Genomic DNA, 25,502 nt, shown 5'->3' with positions numbered 1-25,502 from the left:
GTGCCCTGACTGTTTTGTACCTCAGGAAACACCTTGGCCGGCCAAGTATTTTATATACTGGACACAGTGTAGGAACAACAATGCGAAAGGGCATCCTCACGCTTCTCGTCGGGTTACTCGTCGTCTCGTCGGGCTGTGTCGGCCTGATAACCGGGGAGACAGTGGAATTCGACTCCGCACCGGCATCAGTCAGCGACAGTGCGCTCGAAGAGACTGGCTACGAGCAGTCGATGGCTGACGAACAAACCATCGAGCGGACGGTCACCGTTGCCGGGCAGGAGCGGACGATTCGTGTCACGAACCACATCCGACAGTATGAGCGCGGCATCGACCTCGGACCGGTCGGCGATGTCAACGCCGGGCGGTTCATCGTCTTCTCGACGCCCAGCGCCAGCGTGGCGGGACAGACGCTGAACCCAGCCGCCAGCTGGTCCAACGAACGACTCGTCGAAGAAGTCGCCAGCCGGAACGACCAGATCAACGACGTCCAGTTCGAACGTAACCGCTCGGTGGACGCGCTCGGCGAGTCCCGTGAGGTGGCCGTGTTCTCCGGGACGACGACTATCGAGGGCCAGGAAGTCGATGTCCTACTTCATCTCACGAGCTTCGAACACGAGGGCGACGTGGTCGTCGCCGTCGCCGTCTACCCGGAACGGATCGACGACCGTGAGGGGCCGCGTGTCGATACGCTGCTTGGCGGCCTTTCGCATTCGGGCAACTGACTGCGGGGACACTGTTTTCTTTCGGGCCAGTGATGACGAAGGCATGAATCGGCTGTTTGTCGCCGGTGTGGTGCTCACGCTCGTCGGGATCGTCGGCTACGCCGTCGGGACGAGCGTCGCCTATCTCGGCCGGTCCGCGTCAGTAACAGCGGTCATGGTCGGGCTGACGGTGGCGGCTGTCGGCCACGCCACGCCGACGGAGGACACACCGTGATCTCCACAGTGGTGTACGCCGACGGACAGGCGATAGCGTACGAGGACCTGGCGGCCGCCCGAACCGCTGTCGGGACGACGTGGGTTCACGTCACCGACGCGACACCCGACGAGGTTGAGACTGTCAGCTCCGCCTTCGACCTCCACTCGCTGGCTATCGAAGACATCAAGAACGACGTCCGGGCCAACGTCCAGGAGTTCAACGCCTACACGTTCGTGCTCGTCAAGTCCGCGTCGCTCACGCCCGGCGATACGACGTTCGACAAGGAGGTGAAAACAACGCCGCTCGGCCTCTTTATCGGCCCCGACTGGGTCGTCACGCTGTCGACAGGGACCGTCCCGTCCGTCCAGCGCGTGATGGACGCTGTCGGCCGCGGGGACGAGCGACTTCTCCACCGCGGCCCGGATTTCACGGCCTACCGAGTCATCGACGTCATCGTCGACGCGTACTTCGACCTGCTGGACGAGATCGAGACCGATATCGAACAGATCGAGGAGGAAGTGACCATCTCCACCGATATCGAGACGCTTGAACGGATCAACGACGTCCGTCGCGACCTGCTGTCCTTCCGCAAACAGGTCTGGCCCGCGCGGGAGGCAATCGGTGTGCTCGCCCGTGGCGACCCCAAACAGATCCAGCCACAGACGGAGAAATACTTCCGGGACGTGTACGACCATCTGATCCAGATTGTCGACCTGACCGAGACCTACCGCGACCTGGTGGCTGGGGCGCGGGACATCTACCTGAACACGGTGTCCCAGTCGACAAACGAGGTGATGAAAGTGCTGACCGTCGTGGCGACGATCTTCATCCCGCTGACGTTCGTCGTCGGTATCTACGGGATGAACTTCGCCGACAGCCCGTACAATATGCCGGAGCTGGGCTGGGCGTTCGGCTATCCCGCGGTGATGATCGGGATGGTGATCGTCGTCGCCGTCTTGCTCGCTCATTTCCGCCAGCGGGGCTACCTATAGCGCCAGCGGGGCTACCTATAGCGCCAGCGGGACGAGTAACACCCCCATCAGGGTTGCCCGCCGGGCCCCGAACTTCGGGGGAAGGTGGCCCACTGCGGTCGCGGCCCCGAACGCGCCGATACCGACGAGGCCAGCGAAGAGCGCGGAGAGACAGACGAGTACCGAAATCACCGACAGCGAGAGGTGTGTTGGGTCCAGCCGACCGACAGTTCGGAGGTAGCGGTCCCCCAGCGTCGGGACGAGTAGCGCGCCAGCGACGGCGGCGATAGCGACCGCAGCGAGCAGCGCCGGGAGCACAAGCGGTACCTCGGCTTTGTCAAGTGCAACAAGGACGCCGGTTCGGGGCGTCCCGAGCGAGATGAGCGCGAACAGCGCAAACACCGCTGTCGCCGTGTTGACGCCACTCGTCGTCACAATGAACGCCCGCGGCCCCTTATGTGAGACTAGTCCCAGTGCCAGCGTCGCTGCGATAGCGCTGGAGACGCCCGGAATGTAGCCGACAGCGCCACCACAGAGCGTGCCGATGCCCGCGAGAAGGCTGACCGTTCGCCGCGGCGTGGTCACCGTCGCATCGGCTTGTGGTGGGACGCCCTCCCCCTCGATAGCGGCCAGCAGCACCGGTGCGCCGAACAGCCCCGAAAACAGCGGGACCAGCACGTCCGACACAGGCAACACACCGGTTACCGGCGCGTCGAGCAGGGCGATGCCGAGCACCCCGCTCGCGGCGAGCGAACACGCCGCACCGGCCTGCTGGCGGCGGCCGTGCTCCGTCACGACGAGGAGGACAGCGACCCCCGCGAGAAGCACCGACAGCCACGGTCGAAGCAGTGGATACATCCGTTCCATCAGCAGAGTAAGCGGAATCGCGAGCGGGACGGCAAACAACACGGCTAACCCGCTCCCCAGCGCTGACAGCCGAAGCGCCTCCCGGCCCCGTCCCTCGATGACTAACTGGTGACTCGGCAGCGCGCTGGCCGCCATCGCCGGGTCCGGCACCCCCAGCGCCAGCGCCGGAATCACGTCGAGAAAGGTGTGTGTCACGCCGGCTGAAAGCATCGCCACGCCGACGTAGAGCCGCGGGCCGGGCAGGCTACTCGCGGCGGCGGCGAGCAGCAGCGCGAACGTGTTGGCGTGTAGCCCCGGCACGAGCCCGCTGAGCGTTCCGAGGCCGACTCCCGCCCCGACCGCAGCGAGTAGCACGAGTGTTGCTGTCGGGTCAGCGGCAGGAGGTCCGGGGAGCACACTGAGACGTGGATCCGTTTCCGTACTTGAACCTCCGCGACGCTCGGCCTTGCTATTCCTCGACAATGTGGTGCGGCCCGACCGGCCCGTGTTCGGGGCATGTCCCGGCGATAGGCGTCGAATTGAGGCAGCAGTGGCGGCTGTCGGTCGCGACCAGTCCCGTCGAGAGTTTGCTCCCGCAGAGGCGACAGCACAGTTCCGACTCAGCCATACGTTCGCTTCCGACCGCAGCCCCCTGAACCTGACGAGCTTTTTGGTGTGTCGGCCATTCGTACTACCATGAGCAACGAGTCCCGCAAGTCGGCCGGGTTCAAGGACCGAACGCCGGTGACGGTGGCCAGGGAGACGCTGCTGGACGCCGTGACGCCGCTTGGACGGACGGAACAGGTGCCGCTCCGCGACGCGGACGAGCGCGTCGTTGTGACGCCGATTACCGCCGAACGGGCGGTGCCCCACTACCGTCGGGCGGCGATGGACGGCTTCGCCGTCAAAGCAGAGGACACCTTCGGCGCGAGTCAGCGGTCGCCGGAGTCGCTCCGGGTCGGCGAGACAGTGACCACGGGAACGGCGGCCCGCGTACACACAGGGAGCGAACTCCCAGAGGGTGCCGACGCCGTCGTGATGGTCGAGGAGACCGAGGTGACCGGCGATAGCGTGACTGTTTTCGACGCGGTCGCGGGCGGGGAGAACGTCGCGCCTGTCGGCGAGGACGTAGCGGAGGGGCAGACCCTGTACGAGGCGGGCCACCGACTCCGCCCGTCGGACCTGGGGCTGTTGAAATCGGTTGGGAACGACACTGTCGAGGTGTACGAACGGCCGACCGTCAGCGTGATTCCGACCGGGGAAGAACTAGTCCAGGATGACCCCGCGCCGGGCCAGGTTATCGAGACGAACGGCCAGACCGTCACCCAGTACGTCGAGCGCTGGGGCGGCGACGCGACCTACCGCGACATCGTTACCGACGACGTGGACGCGCTTCGGGCGGCCATCAGTGACGACCTCGACCACGACATCGTCGTGACGACCGGGGGGTCCTCCGTCGGCGAGCGCGACCTGTTGCCGGAGGTCGTCGACGGAATCGGCGAGGTGCTGGTCCACGGTGTCGCGCTGAAGCCGGGTCATCCGGTCGCGCTGGGCGTGGTCGAGGGGACGCCGATTCTCATGCTCCCTGGCTATCCGGTCGCCTGCATCGTCAACGCCGTCCAGTTCCTCCGGCCGGCGCTCCGTCGGGCCGGCCACCTCCCATCGACCGAGCCGCCGACGACCGAAGCCGAACTGACGCGGAAGATCGCCAGTGAGCCGGGAACACGGACCTACGCCCGGGTGGAGCTGCACGAGGAAGACGGCGACGGAACGACCGCGACACCGACGCGGGCCAGCGGCTCCGGCGTCCTTTCGAGTGTCGCGCTGGCCGATGGCTGGGTTGTCGTGCCGGAGTCCGTGGAGGGGTACGACGCCGGTGACACCGTGACCGTCGAGGACTGGGAGTGGTCACAGTGAGCGACCGACGGGAGTTCCGCGACCTCGCGTCGCCCGAAAAGGCCCACGAGGTCGTCGCGGGCCTCAACATCGACCCCGACCCGGAGACCGTTCCGCTGGACAACGCTCGCGACCGCGTTCTCGCAGAGCGGGTCGACGCCGACATCGACGTACCGGGATTCGACCGCGCGAGCATGGACGGCTACGCCGTCCACGCCAGAGACACCTTTGGCGCTGACGAGGCCGACCCGGTGGCGCTGTCAGTCGTCGGTGAGGTCCACGCGGGCGAGGAGCCCGACGTGACCGTCGAGTCCGGTTCGGTCGCCGAAATCTCTACTGGGGCGGTGATGCCACCCGGCGCGGACGCCGTCGTGATGGTCGAGCGAACGACCGAGACTGACGACGGGGTTGAGGTACGCACGTCCGTCGCGCCCGGAGACAACGTGATGCTCGCCGGCGCGGACATCGCGGCTGGGGCGCGCGCACTCGGCCCCGGAACGCGCGTCACGCCACGGGAAATCGGTCTCCTGTCGGCGCTGGGCGTCGACGAGGTCCCGGTACGTGGCCGACCACAGGTCGGCATCCTCTCGACCGGCGACGAACTCGTCCGACCGGGCAACCCCCTCGACAGCGCCGCCGGCGAGATATACGACGTGAACAGCTACACGCTGGCCGGCGCGGTCGCGGAGGCCGGCGGCGACCCGGTGATGTACCCCCACGCCGGCGACGACTACGCGGAGATGGAGCGGTTGCTCCACGAGGCCGCCGACGAGTGTGACCTCGTCCTCTCGTCGGGGTCGACCAGCGCCAGTGCGGTCGACGTCATCTACCGCGTCATCGAGGAACGGGGCGAACTCAGGCTCCATGGCGTCGCCGTCAAACCCGGCAAGCCGATGCTCGTCGGCACTATCGGCGACTCGGCGTACGTCGGTCTGCCAGGGTATCCAGTGTCGGCACTGACTATCTTCCAAACCTTCGTCGCCCCGGCGGTCCGGGATGCCGCCGGGCGGGACCCGCCACAGACAGCAACGGTGTCTGGCACGATAGCAGTCCAGGAGCGCTACGGCGAGGGGCGCAGACGCCTCATGCCGGCCGGACTAGTCGAGGACGAATCCGGGTCACTGCTGGTCTACCCTGTCGACAAGGGTAGCGGCGCGACGACGAGCCTCGTCGACGCCGACGGCTTCGTCGACGTGCCGCCGGGGACTGACTACCTTGCCGAGGGGGAGATGGTCGACGTGACGCTTTTCTCTCCCGCGGTTCGACCACCTGTCTCTTATACACATCTCTGATGGCGCGAGGGNATGGGCGAGGACGACCCGCTCCTCTCGCGCCTGCTCGACACCGTTTCCCGCCCGCGGTATCTCCCGCTCGGGTCGACGGAGGGACTCCGCCGCCTCGGCAACGGCGTGCCCGACGTTGCCGTCGCCGCGGGACCGACCGCCGCTGAGCACGACGCGACTGATATCGGTGGCTGGCAGCGCGAGTGGGGGCTAGTCGTCGGTCCTGATACCGACGTGTCCGATTTGGGTGACCTCATCGACGGTGACTACCGTTTCGTCAACCGCGACACCGCCTCCGGACTGCGGCGGAGTTTCGACGACGCGCTCGATGCCTTCGGCGATGAGCGGGGCATCGGCCGTGCCGAAGTTGTCGATGCTATCGACGGCTACGAACTCACGACAAAAGCCCACGAAAGTCCCGCTCGGAAGGTCCTTGCAGGCGACGCGGATGCGGGGCTCGGACTCCGTGCCACGGCGACGAAACTCGACCTCGGGTTCGTCTCGCTTGGGACCCAGTCGGTTCGAGTTCTCGCTAATCCGGACCGGCGGGGGAAAGACAGCGTCGGAGCGCTCGCCGAGGCGCTTGACGACCTCGACTCACTGGCTGACGGGATGGCCGGTATGGAGCCGCAGTAGGGAGCGCCGGCGCTGACACCTGAAGGGCTAAAGACGAGCGGGGCCGAACGGGTCGTATCGATGACTGATACACCGGTTGCAGGCGACCTCGATGCCCCGTTTCGGTTCGAGTACGATCCCGCGACACTATGGTACGCCTCCGACGCTGCGCGGTCGCTGAGTGCGGAACTGGACGAGCAGGGCTACGACCGTGCGCTGGTCGTCTGTGGCGCTACCGTCGGCGAAACGCCGGCCGTGATAGACCCCGTTCGGGAGGGACTCGGCGACCGACTGGCGGGTGTCTTCGCGGAGACGACGCCGGCCAAGCGGCTCGGTACCGCCTACGACGGACTCGAACGCTTCCGGGAGAGTGATGCCGACTGTCTTGTGGCGGTTGGCGGCGGGAGTAGTCTTGATCTGGCGAAAATCATCAGCGTTCTCGCGGCGACTGACGATGATCCAACCGTTGTCGGTGAGGGGTTCGTCGATTCCGGAACAATAGCTGTCCCGGAAGCGGAACTGCCGCCGATTGTAGCCGTCCCGACAACGTTGGCCGGCGCTGATCTCTCTATCGTCGCCGGAGTCACAGCTGCGCCCGACACCTGCCCTGTGACCGAGCCTGTCAGCGGCGGTGTCGGCGATCCGAAACTGATGCCTGAAGCCGTCTGCTACGACCCCGAACTGATTGCGACGACCCCCCAGTCGATCCTCGCGGCGTCGGCAATGAACGGCTTCGATAAGGGTATCGAGACGATATACGCGGCTAACTCGACACCGATAACCGACGCCACAGCCTCCCGTGGCCTCGGTCTGCTCACGGAAGGCCTGCTCGCGTTCGGTACCGGTGACGACGACCCGTGGGTGTTCCAGTCGCTCACACAGGGTGCCATGCTCGTCCAGTACGGCATCTCACGGGCCGATGGGACGACACTCTCGCTGATCCATGCCCTCGGCCACGGACTCACCCGAACCTACGAGGTCCAGCAGGGCGCGGCCCACGCGGTCATCGCCCCGCACGCACTCTCATATCTCTTCGAGCAGGTCGACGGTCGTCAGTCGCTCTTGGCCGATGCGCTCGGTGTCGGCGATGCTTCCGACCCCGACGCTGCGGTCGTCGACCGAGTCAGTGAGGTGGTGGCGACGCTGGGACTGCCGACACAACTCCGGGACGTAGCCGGCCCCGACCGGGAGGAGTTTCCCGAAGTCGCCGACGCCGTCCTTGAAGACGCCTTCATGGCGAACACTCCGTTGGGGCTAGAGCCAACCCGTGAGGATATTGTCGGCGTGTTAGAGTCTGCTTGGTAGCGACCTACAGCGGGCAGCATATGCCAGCGACTATTGGAGAGAGCGGCAGACACAGCATACCGCTCGCCGCTGGCGAGCGGTTTCACTTCTCGCGACCAGCGGGAGCGAGACGGTCGTTTTTAGCGTAGATTTTCACGAACCCGCTCCCCGCAGCGCCGGAGGCGCGAGGAGAGGGGGTGACGTAAAAAGGTCCTATCTACATGTCGGGCCAGGCCTTAGCGGCCCGTCCGACACCGGTAACGTCGTTGATCCAGCGGGCAGCGATGGCCTTTTTCAGCAGTTTCGCGGGCATGCCGCCAAAGGTTTCGATGGGCATGTTCATCACGTCGTGGGCGACGGCCTTCTCGCCGACCGAAACGACTGTCCCCTTATCTTTGTGGGTCCACGTCTTCAGCGGCTGCCCGCGTGCCGCCCGAGCGAGGTTCTCGCCGGCGACTTCCGCGGCCTGCCAGGCAGCCTGGGCGGTCGGCGGTGCGGGCTGGTCGCCTGGCTGGTCGATCAGCGCCGAGTCGCCGATGGCGAAGACGTGCTCGTCGTCGGTCCGGAAGTTCCCCTCAGCGTGGACGCGGTGGTTGCGCTCGTCTTTGTCCAGTGCCACGTCCTGCATACAATCGCGGCCGGTGATGCCGCCTGTCCAGACAAGCACGTCGTAATCCAGTTCGTCCTCGTCGCCGATGTAGACCGTCTCCTCGTCGACTTCGCCGATGAACTCGCCGCACTTGATGTTCACGTCGGCGGCTTCCAGGCGCTTGCGCAGGGCNCAAGCACGTCGTAATCCAGTTCGTCCTCGTCGCCGATGTAGACCGTCTCCTCGTCGACTTCGCCGATGAACTCGCCGCACTTGATGTTCACGTCGGCGGCTTCCAGGCGCTTGCGCAGGGCCCCCTGGAGTTCCGGATCGCTGTTGGGCAGGACCTGATCGAGGCCTTCGACGAGGTGGATGTCGATGGGCGCGTTGTGTTCGTCGCGGAATTCGGCGACTTCGCCGGCTGTCTGGATGCCCGAGAGGCCGGCACCGCCGATGACGACCTGTGCCGGGTCGTTGGTGGAGGCTTCGCGGGCCGCTTGCTGAACCTTGTCGTGGATGTCGAGGGCGTCATCGAGGCTCTTGAGCGTCAGGGCGTNGATGACGACCTGTGCCGGGTCGTTGGTGGAGGCTTCGCGGGCCGCTTGCTGAACCTTGTCGTGGATGTCGAGGGCGTCATCGAGGCTCTTGAGCGTCAGGGCGTGCTCTTCGAGCCCTTCGATACCGAAGAAGGCCGTCTGGGAGCCCAAGCCAACGAGCAGGTAATCGTACTCGATGGTGTCAGAGTCGGCCAGGTCGACTTCCTGGGCGTCGGTGTCGATGCCGACGACCTCGTCCTGAATGAACTCGGTCGAGGGCTGTTTGATTTCGTGAACGGGGATGGCGATGTTCTCCTGGACGCTCGGGTCCCGGATGCAGCGATGGGACTCGTGCAAGACCAGATGATAATCCGTCTCAGAAACNATCAACGTCTGTCTCACCGTCTAACTCGTCCTCTAAGCTCTTTATTGCCCCTGCGCCAGCATACCCCGCACCGAGCACGACCACGTTCTCTGTCATAGGCCACTCTCCGGAGTCATTAGATACAAACCCTTTGGAATCGGTCTACGGCTCCGCTGTTGTCCTCGCATACTGGCTCATGGTCGTGGTTCAGTTTCCTAAGTTTGCGGTCGCCTTCGGTCACCCTCCCGAGAGAAAACAGTACCTACTGTTCCTAAAGACGGCTCCTAATCACCCAGTTACAGGTACAGGCTGTCGTTTCCAGACGGTCGATTGATTGGGGGAACTCAACTGAGCGCCGACAGACAGCACCTGGTTGTCCTGCCCGTCAAGACTGTCCAGCGCAATGGTATCCAGTTTCAGTCGGCGCGGCCCACGTAACCGCGTTGTGTAGGAGCTTCTGGACGACCGGCCGGTGGTACACTGGAAACGTCTCGTGGCCAGGTTGGAAGTAGAAGATCCGCCCCGAATCACGGTAGTAACAACACGCGCTGGGAAACACCGTACCGTCGTCACACCAACTTACAGTCACTAGCGTGTCCGGTATCGGCAGATCGAACCCTTTTCCGTAGATTTCGGCACGTTCGAGTTCGAACTCTTCGGGAAGTCCGTCGGTAATGGGATGGCCCGCTTCGACGACCCAGACGTGCTCACGCTCGCCCTCTTCGCGCCAGCGCAGGGTGCCAGTTGCACCCATGAGCGCCTCGAACGGTTTCGATTCGTGGCTGGAGTGGAGCGGGATGAACCCCATCCCGTCACGGACGGCCTGTTCGACGTGGCTTGCAGTCGCATCGCTGACAGCATCGTGTGCGACATCGCCCCACCACAGTAACACGTCCGTTTCGGCGAGAACCGCCTCGGTTAGTCCGTGGGCGGGGTCATCGAGTGTCGCTGTCTGAACGGTATGGCCGTAGGAAGTAAGCATCTCAGCTAACGTCGTGTGGATCCCGTCAGGATACATCGCATTGGCCGGGCCCGTCGCCCGTTCGTGTTGGTTTTCGTTCCACACGGTGACTGACGCCATACAAGAATACACTGAATAACCGGAGAAAAATATGACTACTCTCTCCCGACTGAAAGTAAACACGCCAATCTATGGTGCCATCGAGGTGGTTTCGGTACCAGTTCAGTCATGAGACGTATTTTCTCATGTGAACAGTGTGAACGGCCGATTCGACGACGCATAGTAATTTCCATAACGGCGCTGCTCACCGAACGATTCTGACAAAGGCCTCCGGAAATGAGCAGATGGCTACTCTGTGTGGTGCCTTCTCAAAAGACATGTCGCAATGTGACGTTTGCATTGCGGTCATCTGAATTCAGGAGCCAAATAAACCAGATTACTTATCCAGACAATTGACCCACCACCAGCCGATATAGGGCAGTTCGATGGGTTCATCCGTCCCGTGACACGGCTTGTGGACAAATGTGGATACGCGGTTGTAACCAATCGCTCTCAACGATTCACAACCAGAGGCAATGTCGGGGGCACTGAATCCATGGCGTCCGTGATTCTCGTTCTCGCGATTGCGCTGCTCGCGGCGCTGTTCATGTCCTTCACAGTCGGGGCGAACAGTAACTCGGCTCCCGTTGCGCCCGCCGTCGGAGCAAACGCACTCTCGGTTCTCCGAGCTGCACTCTTGGTCGGAGTCGTAGCCGGGTTGGGAGCAATCCTTCAGGGAGGCAGTATCTCTGAGACCATCGGTAAAGACCTCGTAACCGGCGTAACGATCACGCCGCTCGCCGCAGCAGCAGCGTTACTCACTGCGGCAACGCTCATCACAATCGGCAACACCTACGGGTATCCGATTCCATCGGCGTTTACCGTCACGGGGGCGATGATCGGCGCGGGCATCGCACTCGGTGGAGGATTCGCCGTCGACGAGTACGTCGTCATCCTCGGATTCTGGTTCGCGATTCCCGTCGTTGAGGGTGTTCTTGCATACGGACTCGCGCGGGGCCTTCGGAGCGAGTCCGTGCCAGAAATTGTCGGGGTACCCGTCCTCGGTGGGGCAGTCGGGTATGCACTGGCTAATATCCAGCTCACAATCATTCCAACAGCGAGCGGCGCTCAGGGGTCTGTCGCCCGATACCTCGCTACCACGTACCACTTGCTCCCGACGTCCGTTGGCGGGACCTACACGCTCGGGATGATCGCCGTGAGCGTTACGTGTGGTCTCCTCGCACTCGCCGGGACACGTGCGCTGTTGCACCGTGACAAGACAGCCGGTATCAATCAGTTTCTGGTCATACTGGGCCTCATCGTCGTGTTTACGAGCGGTGGCACACAAGTCGGGCTCGCGACCGGGCCACTTGAAACAATCTTCGAGACGGACCTCAAGCTCTCGCCGATCTATCTGCTCGCCCTCGGTGGTGGTGGCATCCTCCTCGGTGCGTGGATTCGAGGGCCACGGCTCGTTCAGGCCGTCTCGAACGAGTACGCCTCACTCGGACCACGACGGTCGATTGCCGCCCTGATTCCGGCGTTTCTGATCGCCCAACTCGCGATTGTTCTGGGGATTCCAATCTCGTTCAACAAGGTAATGATCGCCAGTATCGTCGGCAGTGGCCTCGCCGCGAGTTCATCTGGCGGTAGTGGTGTCTCACCCCGGAAAGTCGGCATCACAATCGGATCGTGGGTCGGATCAATGGTTGGCGCGGGCATCATCAGCTACGGGCTGTATACCCTCTTGAACGCGGTGCCTGGAATCGGGTAATCAGGAGACGATCTGGTCGATGATATCTTCCTCTGCCGCTTGCGTTTTCATCCCCTCCCACGTCTCGAAGTCGGTTGTGGCGGCGATATACTCGTTGAGCTGGCTGCGGGGAGCGTTCTGAACGTCACTGATATCATCGAGAGTGAACGGGCTCTGCGTACAGAACGCGGCGAACGAGTCGAACTCGGTGTGGTTGCGCATAAACTGCTGCGAAAAGAATGTATCCGACTGGACCCGCGTCCCCGCCTGCAGTTCGCTGATTCGCTCGACTGCCTTTCGAACCCGCCCTTCGAGATCCTCCAGCCCAGCAACCTGAAGATCCATAGCGGATCTGGCTCCTCAACGCGGGTAAAAGTCACGACGACCGAGATCGGCGAGTCTGTCACACGATATTGGCTTGTGCCTTCTCTAATGAGTGGCTGTAACAGGTAGGCAATTCGTACAGTGATGGAATCGCTCCACCTACTGCTGTCGATGTGGTTTCCGGCGATGGACTCCGGCTACCTGTGCAGGGGTAGTTATTAGCCGGCCGCGGCCGAAATCACGGCAAGATATGAGTGATTCACCGGAGAAGCTCTCCGTCTGGTGTGCTGGCGAAGAGTGGTGTCCGATAACGACGACGGCATCCCTTATCGGGAAGAAGTGGCACCCCGTTATCATCCATCGACTGCTTGATAACGGCCCCTCAGGATTTAATGAACTCAAAGAGAACGTTGACGGGATTTCGTCCAAAGTGCTCTCTGATAGCCTCGAAGACCTGCAGGAGAAGGGGCTCGTCGACCGGGAAGTGATCAACGAACAGCCGTTTCGCGTCAATTACTCGCTTACCGAACACGGGGAGTCACTGGAGTCCGTGATCACCGAAATGGCAGCGTGGGGCGAGACCTACTTGCAGGAACCGACAGAGGCCGACGAGCCCGCGGAGTAGGTCCTGCAGGCAACCGCTTTTGTTGCTGCCCGACGAACCATCGTGTATGCCTGTTACTTCGGACGACGAACTCCGAGAGATTCTCGAACTGGACCGTGTCGCCGTCGTCGGGTGCTCGACCAGCCCCGGCAAAGACGCACATGAGATTCCGAAGTACCTCAACGAACGAGGGTACGAAGTGATACCGGTCAACCCCTTCGCTGACGAGATATTCGGGCAGAAGGCCTACGACTCACTATCAGAGGTTCCCGGTGACATAGATATCATCGACGTATTCAGGCCCAGCGACGAGGTCAGCGACATCGTCGACGCAGCCTTGGACCGCGACGACGAGGCTGTCATCTGGCTCCAGCTCGGCATCCACGACGACGAGGCCGTCGAACGTGCCGAAACGGCCGGCCGCCGCGTCGTTCAGGACCGCTGTATGAAGCCGACGCACCAGCAACTGATGGGGTGAGTCGACGGGCGGCTGTCGCGGGCTACCGCCGATCAATGGGAGAACGGCGTCCGTCGGTCCGCTACATCTGGCGTTAGTCCGAATTATTTCTGCGCGCCGGTGGCGTCTTCGACATGATCTTTCCCCACTTCGAACGGTTATCGGCGACCTGCCGATAGGCCTGCTCGCGGACCCGCTCGTAGTCCTCGAACTGCCGGAGGAACGAGACCAGCGGCCGTGCTGGCTTGCCGAGTTCCGTGTATGTGAGCGCGGTTTCGATTGATTCCCCGCAGGAATAGACGGTCTCGTCGGTCACCAGATGCGAACAGGACTCGTAGTCGTCCGGCAGGCGGGCAAGCAGGTCGTCGCCGAGCTCAGAGAAGCCAACGATTTCGAGGTCGGACCGCTCGTCGATGAAGTCCGCCCACCACGTACAGAAGCCGCAGTCGTCATCGTAGACAAGCGTTGCGTCGCTCATAGTCGAGTTAGGGACCAGAGGAACAAACACCTGTGGTTCAGCCGGCAAGGAGTGACGGCCGATCTCCACAAGGATAGATACGGGACAGGCCGTCGAACTGGTCACGACGATGGGTTTGCAGCCTGGGACTGGTCGCTTTCCGTCGGTAGCTATCGCTCAGTCGGTGGCCGCGACGCCAACTGTTTTGCCTGCCGCTCTCTTCAGAGCGCGTATGGACGAGGATGCGGTCGCCGAACTCATTGAGGAAGCGCTTCCGGAAGCACGAGCGATGGTCACCACGCCACGGGACCCCGACGACGACAAACACTACGCCGTACGTGTGGTTTCGCCAGCGTTCGAGGGAGAATCGCTGGTCGACCAGCACCAGCTTGTCCACGACGCACTGGGGGACCATCTCACCCGCGACATCCACGCCATAGAGCTCACAACGCTGACACCCGAAGAAGCCGAGTAGTCGAATCCCCGGCAGCGTGGCTCGCCCCGTCGGTACGTCTTTATCCCCAACCCCGTTAGTGAGGGTATGGCATTCGAGCCCGAAGAACTCTCACCAGAAGAGGTCACGGACCAGGTAGACAGCGTCATCGAGGACAACGAGGTCGTGCTGTTCATGAAAGGCAACGAGCTGATGCCACAGTGTGGCTACTCGAAGAAGGCCCTCGGACTGCTGCAACAGCACCGAGACGACATCGAGACAGTGGACGTTCTGAAGGCAACCGACGCCTATCGGGAGGCGCTAGAGCGCCACAGCGGGCGCGAGACGATCCCACAGACGTTCGTCGACGGGGAGTTCATCGGTGGCAGCGACATCCTCGAACAGCTCGACGAGCGTGGCGAACTCGCGGAAAAAGTCGGGCAGGAATCGCCGTTCTGACTGGTCTTCGAGGCCCTTACGCCTCGTCGTCTTCGTCTTTCATGTCGCCGAGTTTGTCGACGAGGTCGCTCGTGGTCGCCTCTGTCTCGAAGGAAACCGACCCGTCGTGGTCGTTCTCGTGGACCGCAACGCCCTCGCTGTCGTCCGCGTCTACGTCGTTGTCCTTCTGTTCGGATTCATCGTAGCTACCAAAGCCCATAGGGATACATCTCGCAGTCCCACACTAAAACTCGCCGGTTCCTGCCGAGACGCGACCCGACGATGACATACCGAGACAAGCAAAGGTTCTTTACCGTGCTTGCACTCCCGCTAGATAACGGCAGTCGAGAGCCGTGGTTTTACCGACGGCTATCGGGCCTCCATCTCCAAACTTATGAGTTCCGCAGACGAGACACTTGATCGAATCAAAGCACAGGTCGAAGAGGAGACACCGGACGACATCGAAATCGAATCCGTCGCGTTCGAGGGACCGGAACTAGTTATTTACACACCGGACGCACAGACAGTCGCCAACCGCGACGGCATCGTCAGAAACCTCGCACAGACGCTGCGTAAACGAATCAACGTCCGACCGACCCAGGGGGCACTGGTCCCGCCGAACGAGGCCCGGGCTCGAATCACGCAGACGATTCCCGAGGACGCCGGCGTCCAGAACCTGGACTTCGACCGCCAGACCGGCGAAGTGTTCATCGAGGCCGAAAAGCCCGGCCGCGTCATCGGCCGCCACGGCGCGACCCTTGACGAGATCTCCGCGTCCGTCGGCTGGACCCCCGAGGTCGTCCGGACGCCGCCGATGGAGTCCTCGACCGTCTCGAACGTTCGGAACTACCTCAAGCAGGAACGCGAGGAGCGCCGAGACATCCTCCAGCGCGTCGGTCGCCAGATCAACCGCCCCACCACGAGCGACGAAGACTGGGTTCGGCTTACCACGCTCGGCTGCTGTCGCGAGGTCGGGCGCGCCGCGTTCATCCTCTCGACGCCGGAGTCCCGTATCCTCATCGACTGTGGCGACAAGCCCGGTGCCGAGGGCGAAGTCCCGTACCTCCAAGCGCCCGAGGCGCTCGCAGCGGGGCCGAACTCCCTCGACGCCGTCGTGTTGACCCACGCGCACCTCGACCACTCCGCGCTCATCCCCATCCTGTTTAAGTACGGCTACGACGGGCCGATTTACACGACTGCGCCGACGCGGGACCTGATGGGCCTGCTCCAGCTGGACTACCTCGATGTTGCCTCGAAGGAAGGCCGGACACCGCCCTACGAGAGCCAGCAGGTCCGCGACGCGCTGAAACACACGATTCCGCTAGAGTTCGGCAACGTCACGGACATCGCGCCCGATATCAAGCTCACGATGCACAACGCCGGCCACATCCTCGGGTCGGCAGTGTGTCACTTCCACATCGGCGAGGGGCGGTACAACGTCGCCTTCTCCGGAGACATCCACTACAAAGATACCCGCTTGCTTGACGGCGCTGTCAACGACTTCCCGCGGGTCGAGACGCTCGTACTGGAGTCGACCTACGGCGGCAAGAACGACTACCAGACTGACCAGTCTGACTCCGAGCGGGTTCTCAAGGACGTTATCAACGAGACCTACGAGAACGACGGCAAGGTGCTGATTCCGGCGTTCGCCGTGGGTCGGTCGCAGGAACTCATGCTCGTCCTCGAGGAGGCAATGCGAAAGGGCGAGATACCGACGATGCCGGTGTATCTCGACGGGATGATCCGGGAGGCGACGGCGATCCACACCGCGTATCCGGAGTACCTCCGGGACGACCTCCGCCAGCGTATCCTCTACGAGGACGAGAACCCGTTCCTCGCCGAGCAGTTCGAGCAGGTCGACGGGGGCGACGAGATGCGACAGGACATCGCCGACGACGAACCGGCAATCGTCCTGACAACCTCCGGGATGGTCACCGGCGGCCCCGTAATGTCCTGGCTCCGACTGCTGGGTAGCGAGCCAGACAACACGATGGCCTTCGTCGGCTACCAGGCAGAAGGAACTCTCGGCCGCCAGATCCAGCGCGGCCAGGACGAGATTACCCTCGGCGACACGAGCGGACCGCGCGCCGAGCGGGTAAGTCTCAGACTCAACGTGGAGACGGTCGATGGCTTCTCCGGCCACGCCGACCGGCAGGGACTTGAGTCGTTCGTCGAGACGATGCACCCGCGGCCCGAGAAGATCCTCTGTGTCCACGGCGACGCGTCCACGACGAACCAGCTCTCCTCGGCGCTGTACCAGAAGTTCAACATGCGGACCCACAACCCCAAGAACCTCGAAACGTTCCGGCTGTCCTGACCGGCGGTTTAGCTCTCCTCGGAGAGATTCAATCCGGCAAACAGCCGCGCCGAAATCACCTGCTCAACGATATCGACCAGCACGGTGTCATCGCTCGTGTAATCGGCGAAGATGCCGAGTGGCACTTCGCCGCCGGCCATCTCACGGTGTCCCCCTGCGCTCCCCACGTCACCCAGGGACTCGTCCAGAACATCACCGATGTTGACCCGGGAGTCCGTCGAGCGAGCGCTGAGCTGGATTGTGTCCTCGACGATGCCGAAAACGATGGCCGTATCGACGCCCTCGAGCGTCGCCAGATAGTCGGCCGCCTGCGGCAGGGCGTCCCGCTCTGGCGTTCGTCCGACGTGTGAGATCAGCACCGAGCCGCGGACCGTCCGGTTCCCGATTGCATCCGCGATAGCGTCGACAGTTGCGCCGCTGATCGACGGCGAGGAGAGCTGTCGCAACAGGTCAGAGTCGGCCGTCTCCGTCAGAAAGCCGGCTGCCCCGTACTCGTCTGGCGTCACACCACGAAGAAAACCCAGCGTCTCTCGCCGGATCGCAAACAGCAACGCAGTTGCCAACCGGTCGTCGAGTTCGATTTCGAGGTCACGCAGGTACTCGGTCAGTATCGTCGCCGTCGCCCCGATCTCCACGCGGTGGTCGACGAACCGGGCGCTGATATCCTCGGCGGGATGGTGGTCAATGACGATATCGACGGAGACGTCTTCGGAGACCCGATTGTTCGACCCCGGAATCGAGTGATCGACGAAGGCGAGCAGTTCCGAGGATTCCCGGTCGGTCACGTCGGCCACGTCGAACTCCTGGATGTCCATCTCCAGCAGATTGACGAACGAGCGGTTCTGCTGGTGTGAGATCTCGCCGCTGTAGAGGATTCGACGTTCATCGATGCCGACGGCGGCCGCAATGCGACCGAGCGCGAGTGCGCTGGCCAGACAGTCGGGGTCGGGGTTGTTGTGACAGACAATGGTGAGTGACGCCGCCTCTCCGAGCAGGTTCTCCAGTTCCGTTGCGGGACGCATCTATCGGTCGTCGCTTCGGCCTCCTGATACAAGCGTCTGTGGGCGGCCCCGCCGTCACAACCGGGCGCGAAGCTGCTGGACGACGATACCGAGGACGAACGCGAGGCCGAGGTTGACGAGGACGCCGAGGCCGCCGATTGCAGCGACGACCGCTACGTCGTCCGCTTTGGAGACGCCGGTCCAGCCCAACTGGAGGGCGATCAGTACCAGAATGACTCCGAGGAGCGCTGTCGGGTAGGCCGTGATGACGCCGACGGCGAGGAACGCGGTCAGCACGTAGCCTGCGCCGAGTATCAGATTCGCCCCAGGCGTTCTGGCCCCGAAGGCGTACTTCCCGGCGACGCCGCCACTCCCGTGACACATCGGAAACGCACCGAACGGAACCGCGACCAGATTCATCAGCCCCATGCTGTTCGAAAGCTGATCCGCGGATACGTCCCGGTCGAAATAATCGCCGAGCAGGACTGACGTGGCGAGGGCGGCGTTGCCGACCGTGACCGCAATCTGGGCGAGGACTGCCTCCGCTGTCTGTGCCGACAGCGTCATGCTTGGGAGCATAAACATGGCGTCAACCGCTGGAATGGCCGGCGTCGGAACTCCGGTCTCTGCGAGAGCAATGCCAGCACCCAGGACGAAGACGGCGAAGGCGCTCTGGCCGCTGTAGCCCAGGAATGCAAGGACGGCCACCACGCCGACGGCGACGGCCACGAGTCTCGGGTCACTAACCCCAAGGCCGACGCCCGTCTCCAGCAGGACCAGCGCGACGCCGAGTTGTACTCCACGAACGACGGTGTCATCGACGTACCGATTGACCGTTTCGAGCGACCGCGTGGTTCCGAGCGCGAGCAGGATGCCGGCCAGCAAGAGCCCCGCGACGACGAGTTCGCCGGTGGAGATGGTCCCAGCGATGACCAGTGCGGCGAAGGCCTTCATCGGCTCGACCGATATGGGAGCCCCGTAGTACAGCCCCCAGACGACCTGAAACACGCCGAACCAGACGAGCATGACCGGGAGCGACAGCTCCGTCAGCACGGCGACAGCCACGACGACCGGAAGCACCGTCGCCGAGTCCCCGATTGCGCCGGTCAGTTCGTTCCACGACAGCGAAACTGTCGTCTGCTCGCGGAACGGGAAACTCATGACAGTCGGGGTCGACGGCGAAACAGTGAGCGTGCCCGTCCGCGGCGGCCGCTACTCCGAGTACTCGTAGGGCGCACGGTCCCCGTCGGTGTCGATGTACTCCTCGTTTATCTCCCACTCGCCGTCCTCGGTTTCGACCATGTATTCGCCGTAGTAGGGGACACGGGTGTCGACCGTCTCGCGGAACGCAGCGCGCATCGACTCCTTGGTCGTGCCGATGTCGCGCAGGTCGTCGTTTCGGTTCAGACAGCCCTTGAGATAGCCGTCGTGAGTGAGCCGCACGCGGTGGCAGTTCGCACAGAAGTTCTCGTTGCCGACGGGGTCGACGATTTCGACCATCCCGCTATTTTGATTGTTGATTGGCTCCGTCCGCATCCCGCCGTCCGATGCGGCCAGCGAGGTGGTAGTGCCGCTGCCTTCGACCGCCGCGTCGTCGCTGTGTATCCAGTAGCGCTTGCGGTCGTGCATCTCCCGATGTTCGACCGTGTCGGCGCGGTCCTCCAGCCAGTCGTGGACGCGGTCGATGTCGATGGCCCACTCCGGGTGGCCGGCCAGTTCCGGCATGTACTCGATGAGTTGAAGCTGGAGGCCGGGGTTCTCGGCCACGTGATCGACCATCTTCGGAACGTAGCCCGCGGTCGGCTCGAACACGACCATGTTGAGCTTCACCGGTTCGAGACCGGCGTCCAGCGCCGCTTCGACGCCCTCAAGGACGCGGTCGTAGGCCCCGCTCTGGGTCAGTTCGGCGAAGGCCTCGCTGTCGAGGGCGTCCTGCGAGACGTTGACCCGCTCGAGACCCGCGTCGACGAGGTCCGGGGCGCGGCCGGGGAGGAAGGTGCCGTTGGTCGTCATCGACACCTCCATCTCGTCGGGGGCGCGCCGGACGATCTCCTCTAGGTCCTCCCGGAGCATCGGCTCCCCGCCAGTGAACTTCACCGAGTCAACACCGAATTCGGCGGCGACTTCGAGGAAGGCCACGATGGTGTCGGCAGTGAGTTCATCATCCTGTGCCTCCATCGGGCCCCGTGTGTCGCCCAGGCCCTCGTTGTGGCAGTAGACGCAGTCGAAGTTACACCGGTCGGTGAGGGAGACGCGGACACCGGAGACCTCGCGACCGAAGTCGTCTTCGAGCATATCCTTGCTAACTATTCACAGCACAGCCTCTTAAATGGCGTGACTGCTCCGGTTCCGGCGTCGGAACGGGGTAACGATTAACCAGACCACCGCCCTGCACTGCGTATGGACATCGTCGACGCGCTGGACGCGCAGCACGGGACCACCTGCTTCGTCGGTGCTGGAGGAAAGAAGACAACGATGGCGGCGCTCGCAGCGCGACTGGAGCAGGCAGTCGTCACCGCGACGGTCCGGATTCCGATTTTCGACGGCTGGGTCGCGGATGTTGTCGTGACGGAGACCCCGCGGACAGCCATCGACACGGCGACAGCGTGGCCGCTGGGTGTCGTCCCGGTACAGGAGCGGCCGGACCGCTACCGCGGCTACGATCCGGAAACCGTCGCCGATCTGGCCGACATCGACCACCCGATTCTGGTGAAAGCCGACGGCGCGCGGATGCGGGAGTTCAAAGCGCCGAGCGACCGCGAGCCACAGCTACCGTCGACAGCGTCGACTGTCGTCCCCATCGCCAGCGCCCACGTCGTCGGCGAACCGCTGACAGATGATATTGTCCACCGAGTCGACGAAGTGGCCGCGATCACTGGGCTCGACCCCGGCGACGAGATTCGACCGCGGGATGTCGCCGCGGTGCTCGCCAGCGACCGCGGCGGGCTGAAAGACGTGCCCGCCGACGCGACCGCAATTCCGCTGCTCAATATGGTCGATGACGCTGACCTCGAAACGAGCGCGCGAGCGGTCGCCGAGGCAATACACGACCGGACCGACGTACCGCGCGTGGTGCTGGCGGAAATGCGGGCCGACGACCCGCTGGTGGCAGTCGTCTGAGTACGAGCCGACACCGGCCCGCTCGTTCAAAACCGTTCGGTTGCGGCCTCGAACTCCTCGCGGGTGTTGAGGTTCTTGAACGTATCCAGTGAGGTGTGTTCGAGCACGTCCTCGCGCTCGACGACGACGTAATCGAGGTCGAACAGCGGCTCGACGACCTTGTGCTCGCCGCGTTCCAGCGCTCGCCGGCAGGCCGTCCGCATCGCCTCGGCGTGGTACACCGCCTGTGTCGTCTGGAACCACTCGTCCGGGCGTGGAACTGCTGCCTCGTGGGACGCCGCTCGCTCGAACAGGTAGTCGACGAACGTCGGATCGACAAACGGCATATCGCAGGCCACCACGGCGGCGTATTCGCTGTCGACGGCCCCCAGCCCGGTCGCGATGCCCGCCATCGGCCCTTGGTCGGGGTCCTCATCGAGCGCGAACGTTGGATCGAGGTTGTGGTCCGACAGCGCCGCCTCGATTGCCTCGACCTGGTCCTCACGGCAGTTCACGACGAGTTCGTCGACGGCTTCGGCGAGGCGGTCGGCGACGCGACGAATCATCGGCGTCCCAGCGAGGCCGGCGGTAGCTTTGTCGCTGTCGCCGAACCGCGTCGACCGGCCGCCAGCGACGATAGTGCCTGCGCGCATACCCTGCCTTCTCGGGTCTGGCGGAAAGGCGCTTCGTGCATAATTGGTGGGGATAATCCTTTAGTCGACAGACGGCGGAATGAGGTATGATGACAGTAGCCAACCGGGACCGGATGCTTCACGTCGATCTATCGTCGGCGTCAGCCGAGAGCCGTCCTGTCCCGGAGGCTTGGCGTCGCCAGTTCGTGGGCGGCAAAGGACTCGGAGCCCGGTACCTGTACGACGAACTCGACGCCGGCACCGATCCGTTAGGCCCTGAAAACGTCCTGTTGTTCATGCTCGGACCGGTCTCCGGTCTCCTGCCCGGTGAGACGCGCTACGCCGCGGTCACGAAGTCGCCGCTGACCGGCGGCTTCCTCGACTCCTACGCGGGCGGGACGTTCCCGGACACGCTGGCCGGCGCGCTGCAGGACCACATCGGGATTCTGGTCACCGGGCGCGCCCCGGAGCCGGTCAGACTCGTCGTGGAGGACGACGGCGCGACGGTCGAGCCCACCAAGACGTGGGGACAGGACACGGCCGAGACGGCGGCGGCGTTCCCCGAGGCCGCGGTTGCGTGTATCGGTCCGGCGGGCGAGCAGGGTGTCGCGTTCGCGACAATCGCCTCCGACGGCGGCGAACACCACGCGGGACGGGGCGGTGCCGGAACAGTGATGGGCGCAAAGCGGCTGAAAGCCGTCGTCGTCCGTGGCGAGCCGCCGACGGATCTCGCGGAGCTACGGGAGCAGTACGCAAAGCGGTACCGCGAGGGCGACACCGGGCAGTGGCTCCACGCCAGCGGGACCGTCGAAACAGTCGATTTCGCCAACGAGGTCGGCGCGCTCTCGACACGGGGGTGGGAGGACGGCCAGTTCGAGGGGGCCGACGGCGTCGGCATCGAGGCCGTCCAAGAACTCGCTGCTGGCCGGGAGTACGACGACGAGGGCAGCCCCGGCGGCTTCCGCGTGGAGACGGAGGACGGCGAGACTGTGCCGCGTGGAGCGACGGCGATGAGCCTCGGGGCCGGGCTCGGCATCGACGACTTCGACGCCGTGGCGGCGCTGGGCGAGACGTGCAACCGGCTCGGCCTCGACCTCATCAGCGCCGGGAGCGCCGTCGCGTGGGCCATCAAGGCCAGCGACGCCGGCCTGCTCGACAAATCCTTCGAGTACGGGAGCCCCGAGGACGCGCGGACGCTCCTCAAAGAAATCGTTGCACGGGAGACGATGCTCGGGGACGCCCTGGCCGACGGCGTCGACGCGGCCTCGGCCCGCCTGGGCGGTGACGACCTCCTACCGACGGTCAAGGCCATGGAACTGCCCGCGTACGACCCCCGCGGCGCTCGGAGCATGGCGCTGGCGTACGCGACCAGCGACCGCGGGGCCTGCCACCGGCGCGCCCTCACAATCGAGCGGGAGGCCTTCGACGACGACTGGGATCCGGAGCGAGCGGCCGCGGCCGTCATCCGCGAGCAGGACCAGCGCTCGGTGCTGTGGTGTCTCGTCGTCGATGACTTCGTTGGCGACGTCTTCGACGACCTCGGCGCTGAGTGGCTGGACGCCGTCGGTCTGGACACCGAAGGCGATCTTGCGACGGTCGGCGAGCGGGTGTGGACGCTGACACGGCTGTTCAACGTCCGCGAGGGCGTCTCGCGGGCCGACGACGAACTCCCGGCGAAGCTCCGGGAACCCCTCGACTCGGGGCCGAATGCCGGCGCGGCACTCGACGCCGAGTCCTTCGACGCGATGCTCGACGCCTACTACAGCCAGCGTGGCTGGGACGCCGACGGCCGGCCCACGAGCGAGACAATCGAACGACTCGGCCTTTCGGACGCCGTCGACGCGGCGACACGACCAGCGGACACGACACTGGGAGAATGACAGACGAAATCGATCTCGACGAACTCGACGTACAGGACGACGAGGAGACGCCGAACCGGGGCGACTGGTTCTGGAGCGGGGAGGGCAACCCCGAGGACGAACCCGACCCCGGAGCGACCGGGACCGAATCGGTACGGCCCGACAGCGATACCGAGACTGAGAGTCCCGGCGCGGCCACAAGTGCGGGTACTGATGCGGACACCGGTATCGAGGAGAACGGCAGCGATGCCGCCAGCGCGGACCCCGGTGGCCAGCCGGTACCCCATGTCCCGCGGGAGAACAAGGACAAGCCGGTCGGTATCCCGACAGATAGCGGCGGCGCGGGCGGCGCAGCCGCGACCGACACTGACCCGGCCTCGAACGTCGCCGAAGACCCCGCCGCTGGTGAGGAGTCCGTCGAGGCGAGCGGCCCTCACGGCGGCGGCATCGACGACATGACGATGGCCGTGACATACGACGCGGCCCGACAGTTTGCCGACCCGCAACTGGTGTTCCGCGAGGCGCGGGGATGGGCCGACTGGGTCGGCATCGTCGGCGACGTGGATGCGTTCGTCATCAACAAGTTCCAGCGCGACCACGGTATCGACGCTGACTTCTTCAGCGGCGCGGGCCAGGAACCGGCCGAGCGGCTTGCTGACATCGACGAACGCTCGATGTTCTACGCCGAGCGGATGGTCCTCGTCGGCCGCCCGGACGACGAGCCTATCGCCGAGCGGACTGGCTGGGAGTTCATCCCACTCACCGACGCCGCCGAAAAAGCGGACTGGGACCTCGCGGAGGAGTAACGCCGTATATTTATAATGCTTGCTGGTCATTGTCATACACGAACGACAATGACACTCCGAACCGCGATCCAACAGTCGAAGATACTCACATTCGTGGTACTGGGGGCCTTCGTCTGGCTGTTACTGACACTGTTCGAAGTCGCGTCGACCATCGACCTCGGGACCGGCACAACCTCATTCGTCGGCCAGAACGCACTGGGTGGGGTCGCCGGGGTGCTTGTGTTGACCATCGTACTCGGGGCGCTTGTGGTTCTGTACTCCGAGATTACCGAGACAAACCCGGCTCCACAGTCGTGGCCCCCATCAGAAGAATGACGTACTACAGCTGTGAGGAATGTGGGCAGATGATAGACCTCTCGGCGTTCGAGGGGCAGCCGCGCCGTCAGAACTGTCCGGTGTGTGAGGAGACGACGCTGTGGACGCCTGAATTCGAGGGTGAGGGGGTGTCGTTTTGACGCTTACCTTCGAAGTGAGCGACCGCCTGTACGAGGCCGCACAGGAGTGGGCTGACCGGCGATTAGAGGAGATCGACGAGGCGATGGAGACCAAGGTCGAGCAGGCGCTGCTGGAGATCGAACACCTCGTCTCGCAGTCCCACGACGTGGCATTCGAGGTCGATGGTCGCGAGATACGGTACGACCCGACAGCGGAACTGGCTGCGTTGCTCCGTCGACAGGCCGAAGAGAGTGGCCTCGACGAGAGTACGGTCCTGAAGATGCACGTCGACCTCTACGCCAACACGTTCCTCGACGAAGTAACGGACGAGCAGAAACCGCCGGGAACGCCCTCTGAATGACGGCACCAACAGTTAAGTCCAGCCACTACGACAGGTGATATACAATGGCACACGAATCAAGCGAGTGGAAACCGGAAGGTGCGACAGAGACGTTCAACGGTTTCGAGGTCTGGGACCACGGCGTCTGGCCGGGTGACGTGAATCAGAACGACACGACAACAGACGACGAGGAGTGAACTACTGTCGGCGTCAGGCGCATGGTTTTCGTTGCCCCATTCTACACG

At 63.9% G+C, this 25,502-nt stretch carries 28 protein-coding genes and 2 pseudogenes; 19 read left to right on the top strand and 11 right to left on the bottom strand.

Translation table 11 applies throughout. From position 1 onward, the window contains the following. Positions 1 to 80 precede the first annotated feature (80 nt). Genes C444_RS07105 through corA form a run of 3 tightly spaced genes read left to right on the top strand, consistent with a single transcriptional unit; the run spans position 81 to position 1,910 of the window. Positions 81 to 722, top strand: a complete 642-nt coding sequence (locus C444_RS07105) for a DUF6517 family protein (protein ID WP_004591899.1) — start codon at positions 81 to 83, stop codon at positions 720 to 722. Between the two features lie 43 nt (positions 723 to 765). Beyond that, a complete protein-coding gene (locus C444_RS22235; protein WP_004591898.1) occupies positions 766 to 936 on the top strand; it encodes a hypothetical protein in 171 nt (56 codons plus the stop codon). Then, positions 933 to 1,910: a magnesium/cobalt transporter CorA gene (corA, locus tag C444_RS07100; RefSeq protein WP_004591897.1), complete on the top strand. Its 978-nt coding sequence runs from the start codon at positions 933 to 935 to the stop codon at positions 1,908 to 1,910. Before C444_RS22235 ends, corA begins: the two co-directional genes overlap by 4 nt. Before the next feature lie 15 nt (positions 1,911 to 1,925). Here the strand turns inward: corA and C444_RS07095 are convergent, their stop codons facing one another. Then, on the bottom strand, positions 1,926 to 3,152 hold the full coding sequence (locus C444_RS07095) for a tripartite tricarboxylate transporter permease (RefSeq protein WP_049909213.1): 1,227 nt from the start codon (positions 3,150 to 3,152) through the stop codon (positions 1,926 to 1,928). Between the two features lie 52 nt (positions 3,153 to 3,204). After that, a complete protein-coding gene (locus C444_RS22230; RefSeq protein WP_167320808.1) occupies positions 3,205 to 3,363 on the bottom strand; it encodes a hypothetical protein in 159 nt (52 codons plus the stop codon). A 68-nt stretch (positions 3,364 to 3,431) separates the two neighbouring features. On the opposite strand from C444_RS22230, the gene C444_RS07090 reads away from it, so the two are divergent. The 3 genes and pseudogenes from C444_RS07090 to C444_RS07080 all read left to right on the top strand — a co-directional run bounded on the left by C444_RS07090 (position 3,432) and on the right by C444_RS07080 (position 7,834). Next, entirely contained in the window at positions 3,432 to 4,652 is a 1,221-nt protein-coding gene (locus C444_RS07090) for a molybdopterin molybdotransferase MoeA (protein WP_004591895.1), read from the top strand. Further along, positions 4,649 to 6,550: pseudogene (locus C444_RS07085) on the top strand (molybdopterin biosynthesis protein). Before C444_RS07090 ends, C444_RS07085 begins: the two are co-directional and overlap by 4 nt. 60 nt (positions 6,551 to 6,610) lie before the next feature. Then, entirely contained in the window at positions 6,611 to 7,834 is a 1,224-nt protein-coding gene (locus tag C444_RS07080) for an iron-containing alcohol dehydrogenase family protein (RefSeq protein WP_004591894.1), read from the top strand. A gap of 196 nt (positions 7,835 to 8,030) precedes the next feature. Here the strand turns inward: C444_RS07080 and C444_RS22645 are convergent. After that, positions 8,031 to 9,419 (bottom strand): annotated as a pseudogene (locus C444_RS22645) (NAD(P)/FAD-dependent oxidoreductase). Positions 9,420 to 9,687: 268 nt separating this feature from the next. Next, entirely contained in the window at positions 9,688 to 10,383 is a 696-nt protein-coding gene (locus C444_RS07065) for a ThuA domain-containing protein (protein WP_004591893.1), read from the bottom strand. 475 nt (positions 10,384 to 10,858) lie between these two features. On the opposite strand from C444_RS07065, the gene C444_RS07060 reads away from it, so the two are divergent. Next, complete coding sequence (locus tag C444_RS07060) at positions 10,859 to 12,076, top strand: inorganic phosphate transporter (RefSeq protein ID WP_004591892.1); 1,218 nt, start codon at positions 10,859 to 10,861, stop codon at positions 12,074 to 12,076. Here C444_RS07060 and C444_RS07055 read toward each other — a convergent pair whose 3' ends face one another. Next, entirely contained in the window at positions 12,077 to 12,400 is a 324-nt protein-coding gene (locus C444_RS07055; protein WP_004591891.1) for a hypothetical protein, read from the bottom strand. 229 nt (positions 12,401 to 12,629) lie between these two features. Between C444_RS07055 and C444_RS07050 the strand changes: the two genes are divergently transcribed. Further along, the gene (locus tag C444_RS07050) at positions 12,630 to 13,004 is read left to right on the top strand and encodes a winged helix-turn-helix transcriptional regulator (RefSeq protein WP_004591890.1); all 375 of its coding nucleotides are present in this window, start codon (positions 12,630 to 12,632) and stop codon (positions 13,002 to 13,004) included. 46 nt (positions 13,005 to 13,050) lie between these two features. Further along, on the top strand, positions 13,051 to 13,461 hold the full coding sequence (locus tag C444_RS07045; RefSeq protein ID WP_004591889.1) for a CoA-binding protein: 411 nt from the start codon (positions 13,051 to 13,053) through the stop codon (positions 13,459 to 13,461). Positions 13,462 to 13,534: 73 nt separating this feature from the next. Here C444_RS07045 and C444_RS07040 read toward each other — a convergent pair whose 3' ends face one another. Continuing rightward, entirely contained in the window at positions 13,535 to 13,918 is a 384-nt protein-coding gene (locus tag C444_RS07040) for a thiol-disulfide oxidoreductase DCC family protein (protein WP_004591888.1), read from the bottom strand. A gap of 211 nt (positions 13,919 to 14,129) precedes the next feature. Between C444_RS07040 and C444_RS07035 the strand changes: the two genes are divergently transcribed. Together C444_RS07035 and C444_RS07030 are read left to right on the top strand one after the other, a co-directional pair. Next, positions 14,130 to 14,372: a BolA/IbaG family iron-sulfur metabolism protein gene (locus C444_RS07035; protein WP_004591887.1), complete on the top strand. Its 243-nt coding sequence runs from the start codon at positions 14,130 to 14,132 to the stop codon at positions 14,370 to 14,372. Positions 14,373 to 14,438: 66 nt separating this feature from the next. Beyond that, a complete protein-coding gene (locus C444_RS07030) occupies positions 14,439 to 14,789 on the top strand; it encodes a glutaredoxin family protein (RefSeq protein ID WP_004591886.1) in 351 nt (116 codons plus the stop codon). 16 nt (positions 14,790 to 14,805) lie between these two features. On the opposite strand, the gene C444_RS07025 is transcribed toward C444_RS07030, so the two are convergent. Further along, positions 14,806 to 14,988 (bottom strand): DUF5786 family protein, encoded by a 183-nt coding sequence (locus C444_RS07025; protein WP_004591885.1) that lies wholly within the window; start codon positions 14,986 to 14,988, stop codon positions 14,806 to 14,808. Positions 14,989 to 15,162: 174 nt separating this feature from the next. On the opposite strand from C444_RS07025, the gene C444_RS07020 reads away from it, so the two are divergent. Continuing rightward, positions 15,163 to 17,085, top strand: a complete 1,923-nt coding sequence (locus C444_RS07020; RefSeq protein WP_004591884.1) for a beta-CASP ribonuclease aCPSF1 — start codon at positions 15,163 to 15,165, stop codon at positions 17,083 to 17,085. An 8-nt stretch (positions 17,086 to 17,093) separates the two neighbouring features. Here the strand turns inward: C444_RS07020 and C444_RS07015 are convergent, their stop codons facing one another. Genes C444_RS07015 through moaA form a run of 3 tightly spaced genes read right to left on the bottom strand, consistent with a single transcriptional unit; the run spans position 17,094 to position 20,381 of the window. Continuing rightward, positions 17,094 to 18,107: a DHH family phosphoesterase gene (locus C444_RS07015; RefSeq protein ID WP_004591883.1), complete on the bottom strand. Its 1,014-nt coding sequence runs from the start codon at positions 18,105 to 18,107 to the stop codon at positions 17,094 to 17,096. A gap of 54 nt (positions 18,108 to 18,161) precedes the next feature. Beyond that, a complete protein-coding gene (locus C444_RS07010; RefSeq protein WP_004591882.1) occupies positions 18,162 to 19,247 on the bottom strand; it encodes a putative sulfate/molybdate transporter in 1,086 nt (361 codons plus the stop codon). A 51-nt stretch (positions 19,248 to 19,298) separates the two neighbouring features. Continuing rightward, complete coding sequence (moaA, locus tag C444_RS07005; protein ID WP_004591881.1) at positions 19,299 to 20,381, bottom strand: GTP 3',8-cyclase MoaA; 1,083 nt, start codon at positions 20,379 to 20,381, stop codon at positions 19,299 to 19,301. Between the two features lie 105 nt (positions 20,382 to 20,486). Here moaA and yqeC point away from each other — a divergent pair, with 105 nt between their 5' ends. Beyond that, positions 20,487 to 21,206 carry a selenium cofactor biosynthesis protein YqeC gene (yqeC, locus tag C444_RS07000; protein WP_004591880.1) on the top strand — a complete coding sequence of 240 codons (720 nt, stop codon included), beginning with the start codon at positions 20,487 to 20,489 and terminating at the stop codon, positions 21,204 to 21,206. 26 nt (positions 21,207 to 21,232) lie between these two features. On the opposite strand, the gene C444_RS06995 is transcribed toward yqeC, so the two are convergent. Next, positions 21,233 to 21,838, bottom strand: coding sequence for a molybdenum cofactor guanylyltransferase (locus C444_RS06995; protein ID WP_004591879.1), 606 nt, complete (start codon positions 21,836 to 21,838; stop codon positions 21,233 to 21,235). An 86-nt stretch (positions 21,839 to 21,924) separates the two neighbouring features. Between C444_RS06995 and C444_RS06990 the strand changes: the two genes are divergently transcribed. From C444_RS06990 to C444_RS22925, 6 genes are read left to right on the top strand one after another with little or no spacing between them, the layout of a single operon-like run. Then, on the top strand, positions 21,925 to 23,697 hold the full coding sequence (locus tag C444_RS06990; RefSeq protein ID WP_004591878.1) for an aldehyde ferredoxin oxidoreductase family protein: 1,773 nt from the start codon (positions 21,925 to 21,927) through the stop codon (positions 23,695 to 23,697). Continuing rightward, positions 23,694 to 24,482: a DUF7124 domain-containing protein gene (locus C444_RS06985; protein ID WP_004591877.1), complete on the top strand. Its 789-nt coding sequence runs from the start codon at positions 23,694 to 23,696 to the stop codon at positions 24,480 to 24,482. Before C444_RS06990 ends, C444_RS06985 begins: the two co-directional genes overlap by 4 nt. Positions 24,483 to 24,530: 48 nt before the next feature. Then, a complete protein-coding gene (locus C444_RS06980) occupies positions 24,531 to 24,797 on the top strand; it encodes a hypothetical protein (protein WP_004591876.1) in 267 nt (88 codons plus the stop codon). Continuing rightward, complete coding sequence (locus tag C444_RS22225) at positions 24,794 to 24,937, top strand: hypothetical protein (RefSeq protein ID WP_004591875.1); 144 nt, start codon at positions 24,794 to 24,796, stop codon at positions 24,935 to 24,937. The genes C444_RS06980 and C444_RS22225 overlap by 4 nt, the downstream gene beginning before the upstream one ends. Continuing rightward, positions 24,934 to 25,278 (top strand): hypothetical protein, encoded by a 345-nt coding sequence (locus tag C444_RS06975; protein WP_004591874.1) that lies wholly within the window; start codon positions 24,934 to 24,936, stop codon positions 25,276 to 25,278. Before C444_RS22225 ends, C444_RS06975 begins: the two co-directional genes overlap by 4 nt. A gap of 44 nt (positions 25,279 to 25,322) precedes the next feature. Beyond that, positions 25,323 to 25,454, top strand: a complete 132-nt coding sequence (locus tag C444_RS22925; RefSeq protein ID WP_004591873.1) for a hypothetical protein — start codon at positions 25,323 to 25,325, stop codon at positions 25,452 to 25,454. Positions 25,455 to 25,502: the final 48 nt, after the last annotated feature.

The organism is Haloarcula japonica DSM 6131 (assembly GCF_000336635.1).
Taxonomy (GTDB): domain Archaea; phylum Halobacteriota; class Halobacteria; order Halobacteriales; family Haloarculaceae; genus Haloarcula; species Haloarcula japonica.
The sequence above is the reverse complement of the archived record's forward strand: the minus strand, read 5'-3'. Positions and strand labels throughout refer to the sequence as shown.

Bases quoted from the DNA above. Each gene is read 5' to 3' on its own strand.
- C444_RS07105 (WP_004591899.1), top strand. From the start codon at position 81: ATGCGAAAGGGCATCCTCACGCTTCTCGTCGGGTTACTCGTCGTCTCG.
- C444_RS22235 (WP_004591898.1), top strand. From the start codon at position 766: ATGAATCGGCTGTTTGTCGCCGGTGTGGTGCTCACGCTCGTCGGGATC.
- C444_RS22230 (WP_167320808.1), bottom strand. From the start codon at position 3,363: ATGGCTGAGTCGGAACTGTGCTGTCGCCTCTGCGGGAGCAAACTCTCG.
- C444_RS07090 (WP_004591895.1), top strand. From the start codon at position 3,432: ATGAGCAACGAGTCCCGCAAGTCGGCCGGGTTCAAGGACCGAACGCCG.
- C444_RS07080 (WP_004591894.1), top strand. From the start codon at position 6,611: ATGACTGATACACCGGTTGCAGGCGACCTCGATGCCCCGTTTCGGTTC.
- C444_RS07065 (WP_004591893.1), bottom strand. From the start codon at position 10,383: ATGGCGTCAGTCACCGTGTGGAACGAAAACCAACACGAACGGGCGACG.
- C444_RS07060 (WP_004591892.1), top strand. From the start codon at position 10,859: ATGGCGTCCGTGATTCTCGTTCTCGCGATTGCGCTGCTCGCGGCGCTG.
- C444_RS07055 (WP_004591891.1), bottom strand. From the start codon at position 12,400: ATGGATCTTCAGGTTGCTGGGCTGGAGGATCTCGAAGGGCGGGTTCGA.
- C444_RS07050 (WP_004591890.1), top strand. From the start codon at position 12,630: ATGAGTGATTCACCGGAGAAGCTCTCCGTCTGGTGTGCTGGCGAAGAG.
- C444_RS07045 (WP_004591889.1), top strand. From the start codon at position 13,051: ATGCCTGTTACTTCGGACGACGAACTCCGAGAGATTCTCGAACTGGAC.
- C444_RS07040 (WP_004591888.1), bottom strand. From the start codon at position 13,918: ATGAGCGACGCAACGCTTGTCTACGATGACGACTGCGGCTTCTGTACG.
- C444_RS07035 (WP_004591887.1), top strand. From the start codon at position 14,130: ATGGACGAGGATGCGGTCGCCGAACTCATTGAGGAAGCGCTTCCGGAA.
- C444_RS07030 (WP_004591886.1), top strand. From the start codon at position 14,439: ATGGCATTCGAGCCCGAAGAACTCTCACCAGAAGAGGTCACGGACCAG.
- C444_RS07025 (WP_004591885.1), bottom strand. From the start codon at position 14,988: ATGGGCTTTGGTAGCTACGATGAATCCGAACAGAAGGACAACGACGTA.
- C444_RS07020 (WP_004591884.1), top strand. From the start codon at position 15,163: ATGAGTTCCGCAGACGAGACACTTGATCGAATCAAAGCACAGGTCGAA.
- C444_RS07015 (WP_004591883.1), bottom strand. From the start codon at position 18,107: ATGCGTCCCGCAACGGAACTGGAGAACCTGCTCGGAGAGGCGGCGTCA.
- C444_RS07010 (WP_004591882.1), bottom strand. From the start codon at position 19,247: ATGAGTTTCCCGTTCCGCGAGCAGACGACAGTTTCGCTGTCGTGGAAC.
- moaA (WP_004591881.1), bottom strand. From the start codon at position 20,381: ATGCTCGAAGACGACTTCGGTCGCGAGGTCTCCGGTGTCCGCGTCTCC.
- yqeC (WP_004591880.1), top strand. From the start codon at position 20,487: ATGGACATCGTCGACGCGCTGGACGCGCAGCACGGGACCACCTGCTTC.
- C444_RS06995 (WP_004591879.1), bottom strand. From the start codon at position 21,838: ATGCGCGCAGGCACTATCGTCGCTGGCGGCCGGTCGACGCGGTTCGGC.
- C444_RS06990 (WP_004591878.1), top strand. From the start codon at position 21,925: ATGATGACAGTAGCCAACCGGGACCGGATGCTTCACGTCGATCTATCG.
- C444_RS06985 (WP_004591877.1), top strand. From the start codon at position 23,694: ATGACAGACGAAATCGATCTCGACGAACTCGACGTACAGGACGACGAG.
- C444_RS06980 (WP_004591876.1), top strand. From the start codon at position 24,531: ATGACACTCCGAACCGCGATCCAACAGTCGAAGATACTCACATTCGTG.
- C444_RS22225 (WP_004591875.1), top strand. From the start codon at position 24,794: ATGACGTACTACAGCTGTGAGGAATGTGGGCAGATGATAGACCTCTCG.
- C444_RS22925 (WP_004591873.1), top strand. From the start codon at position 25,323: ATGGCACACGAATCAAGCGAGTGGAAACCGGAAGGTGCGACAGAGACG.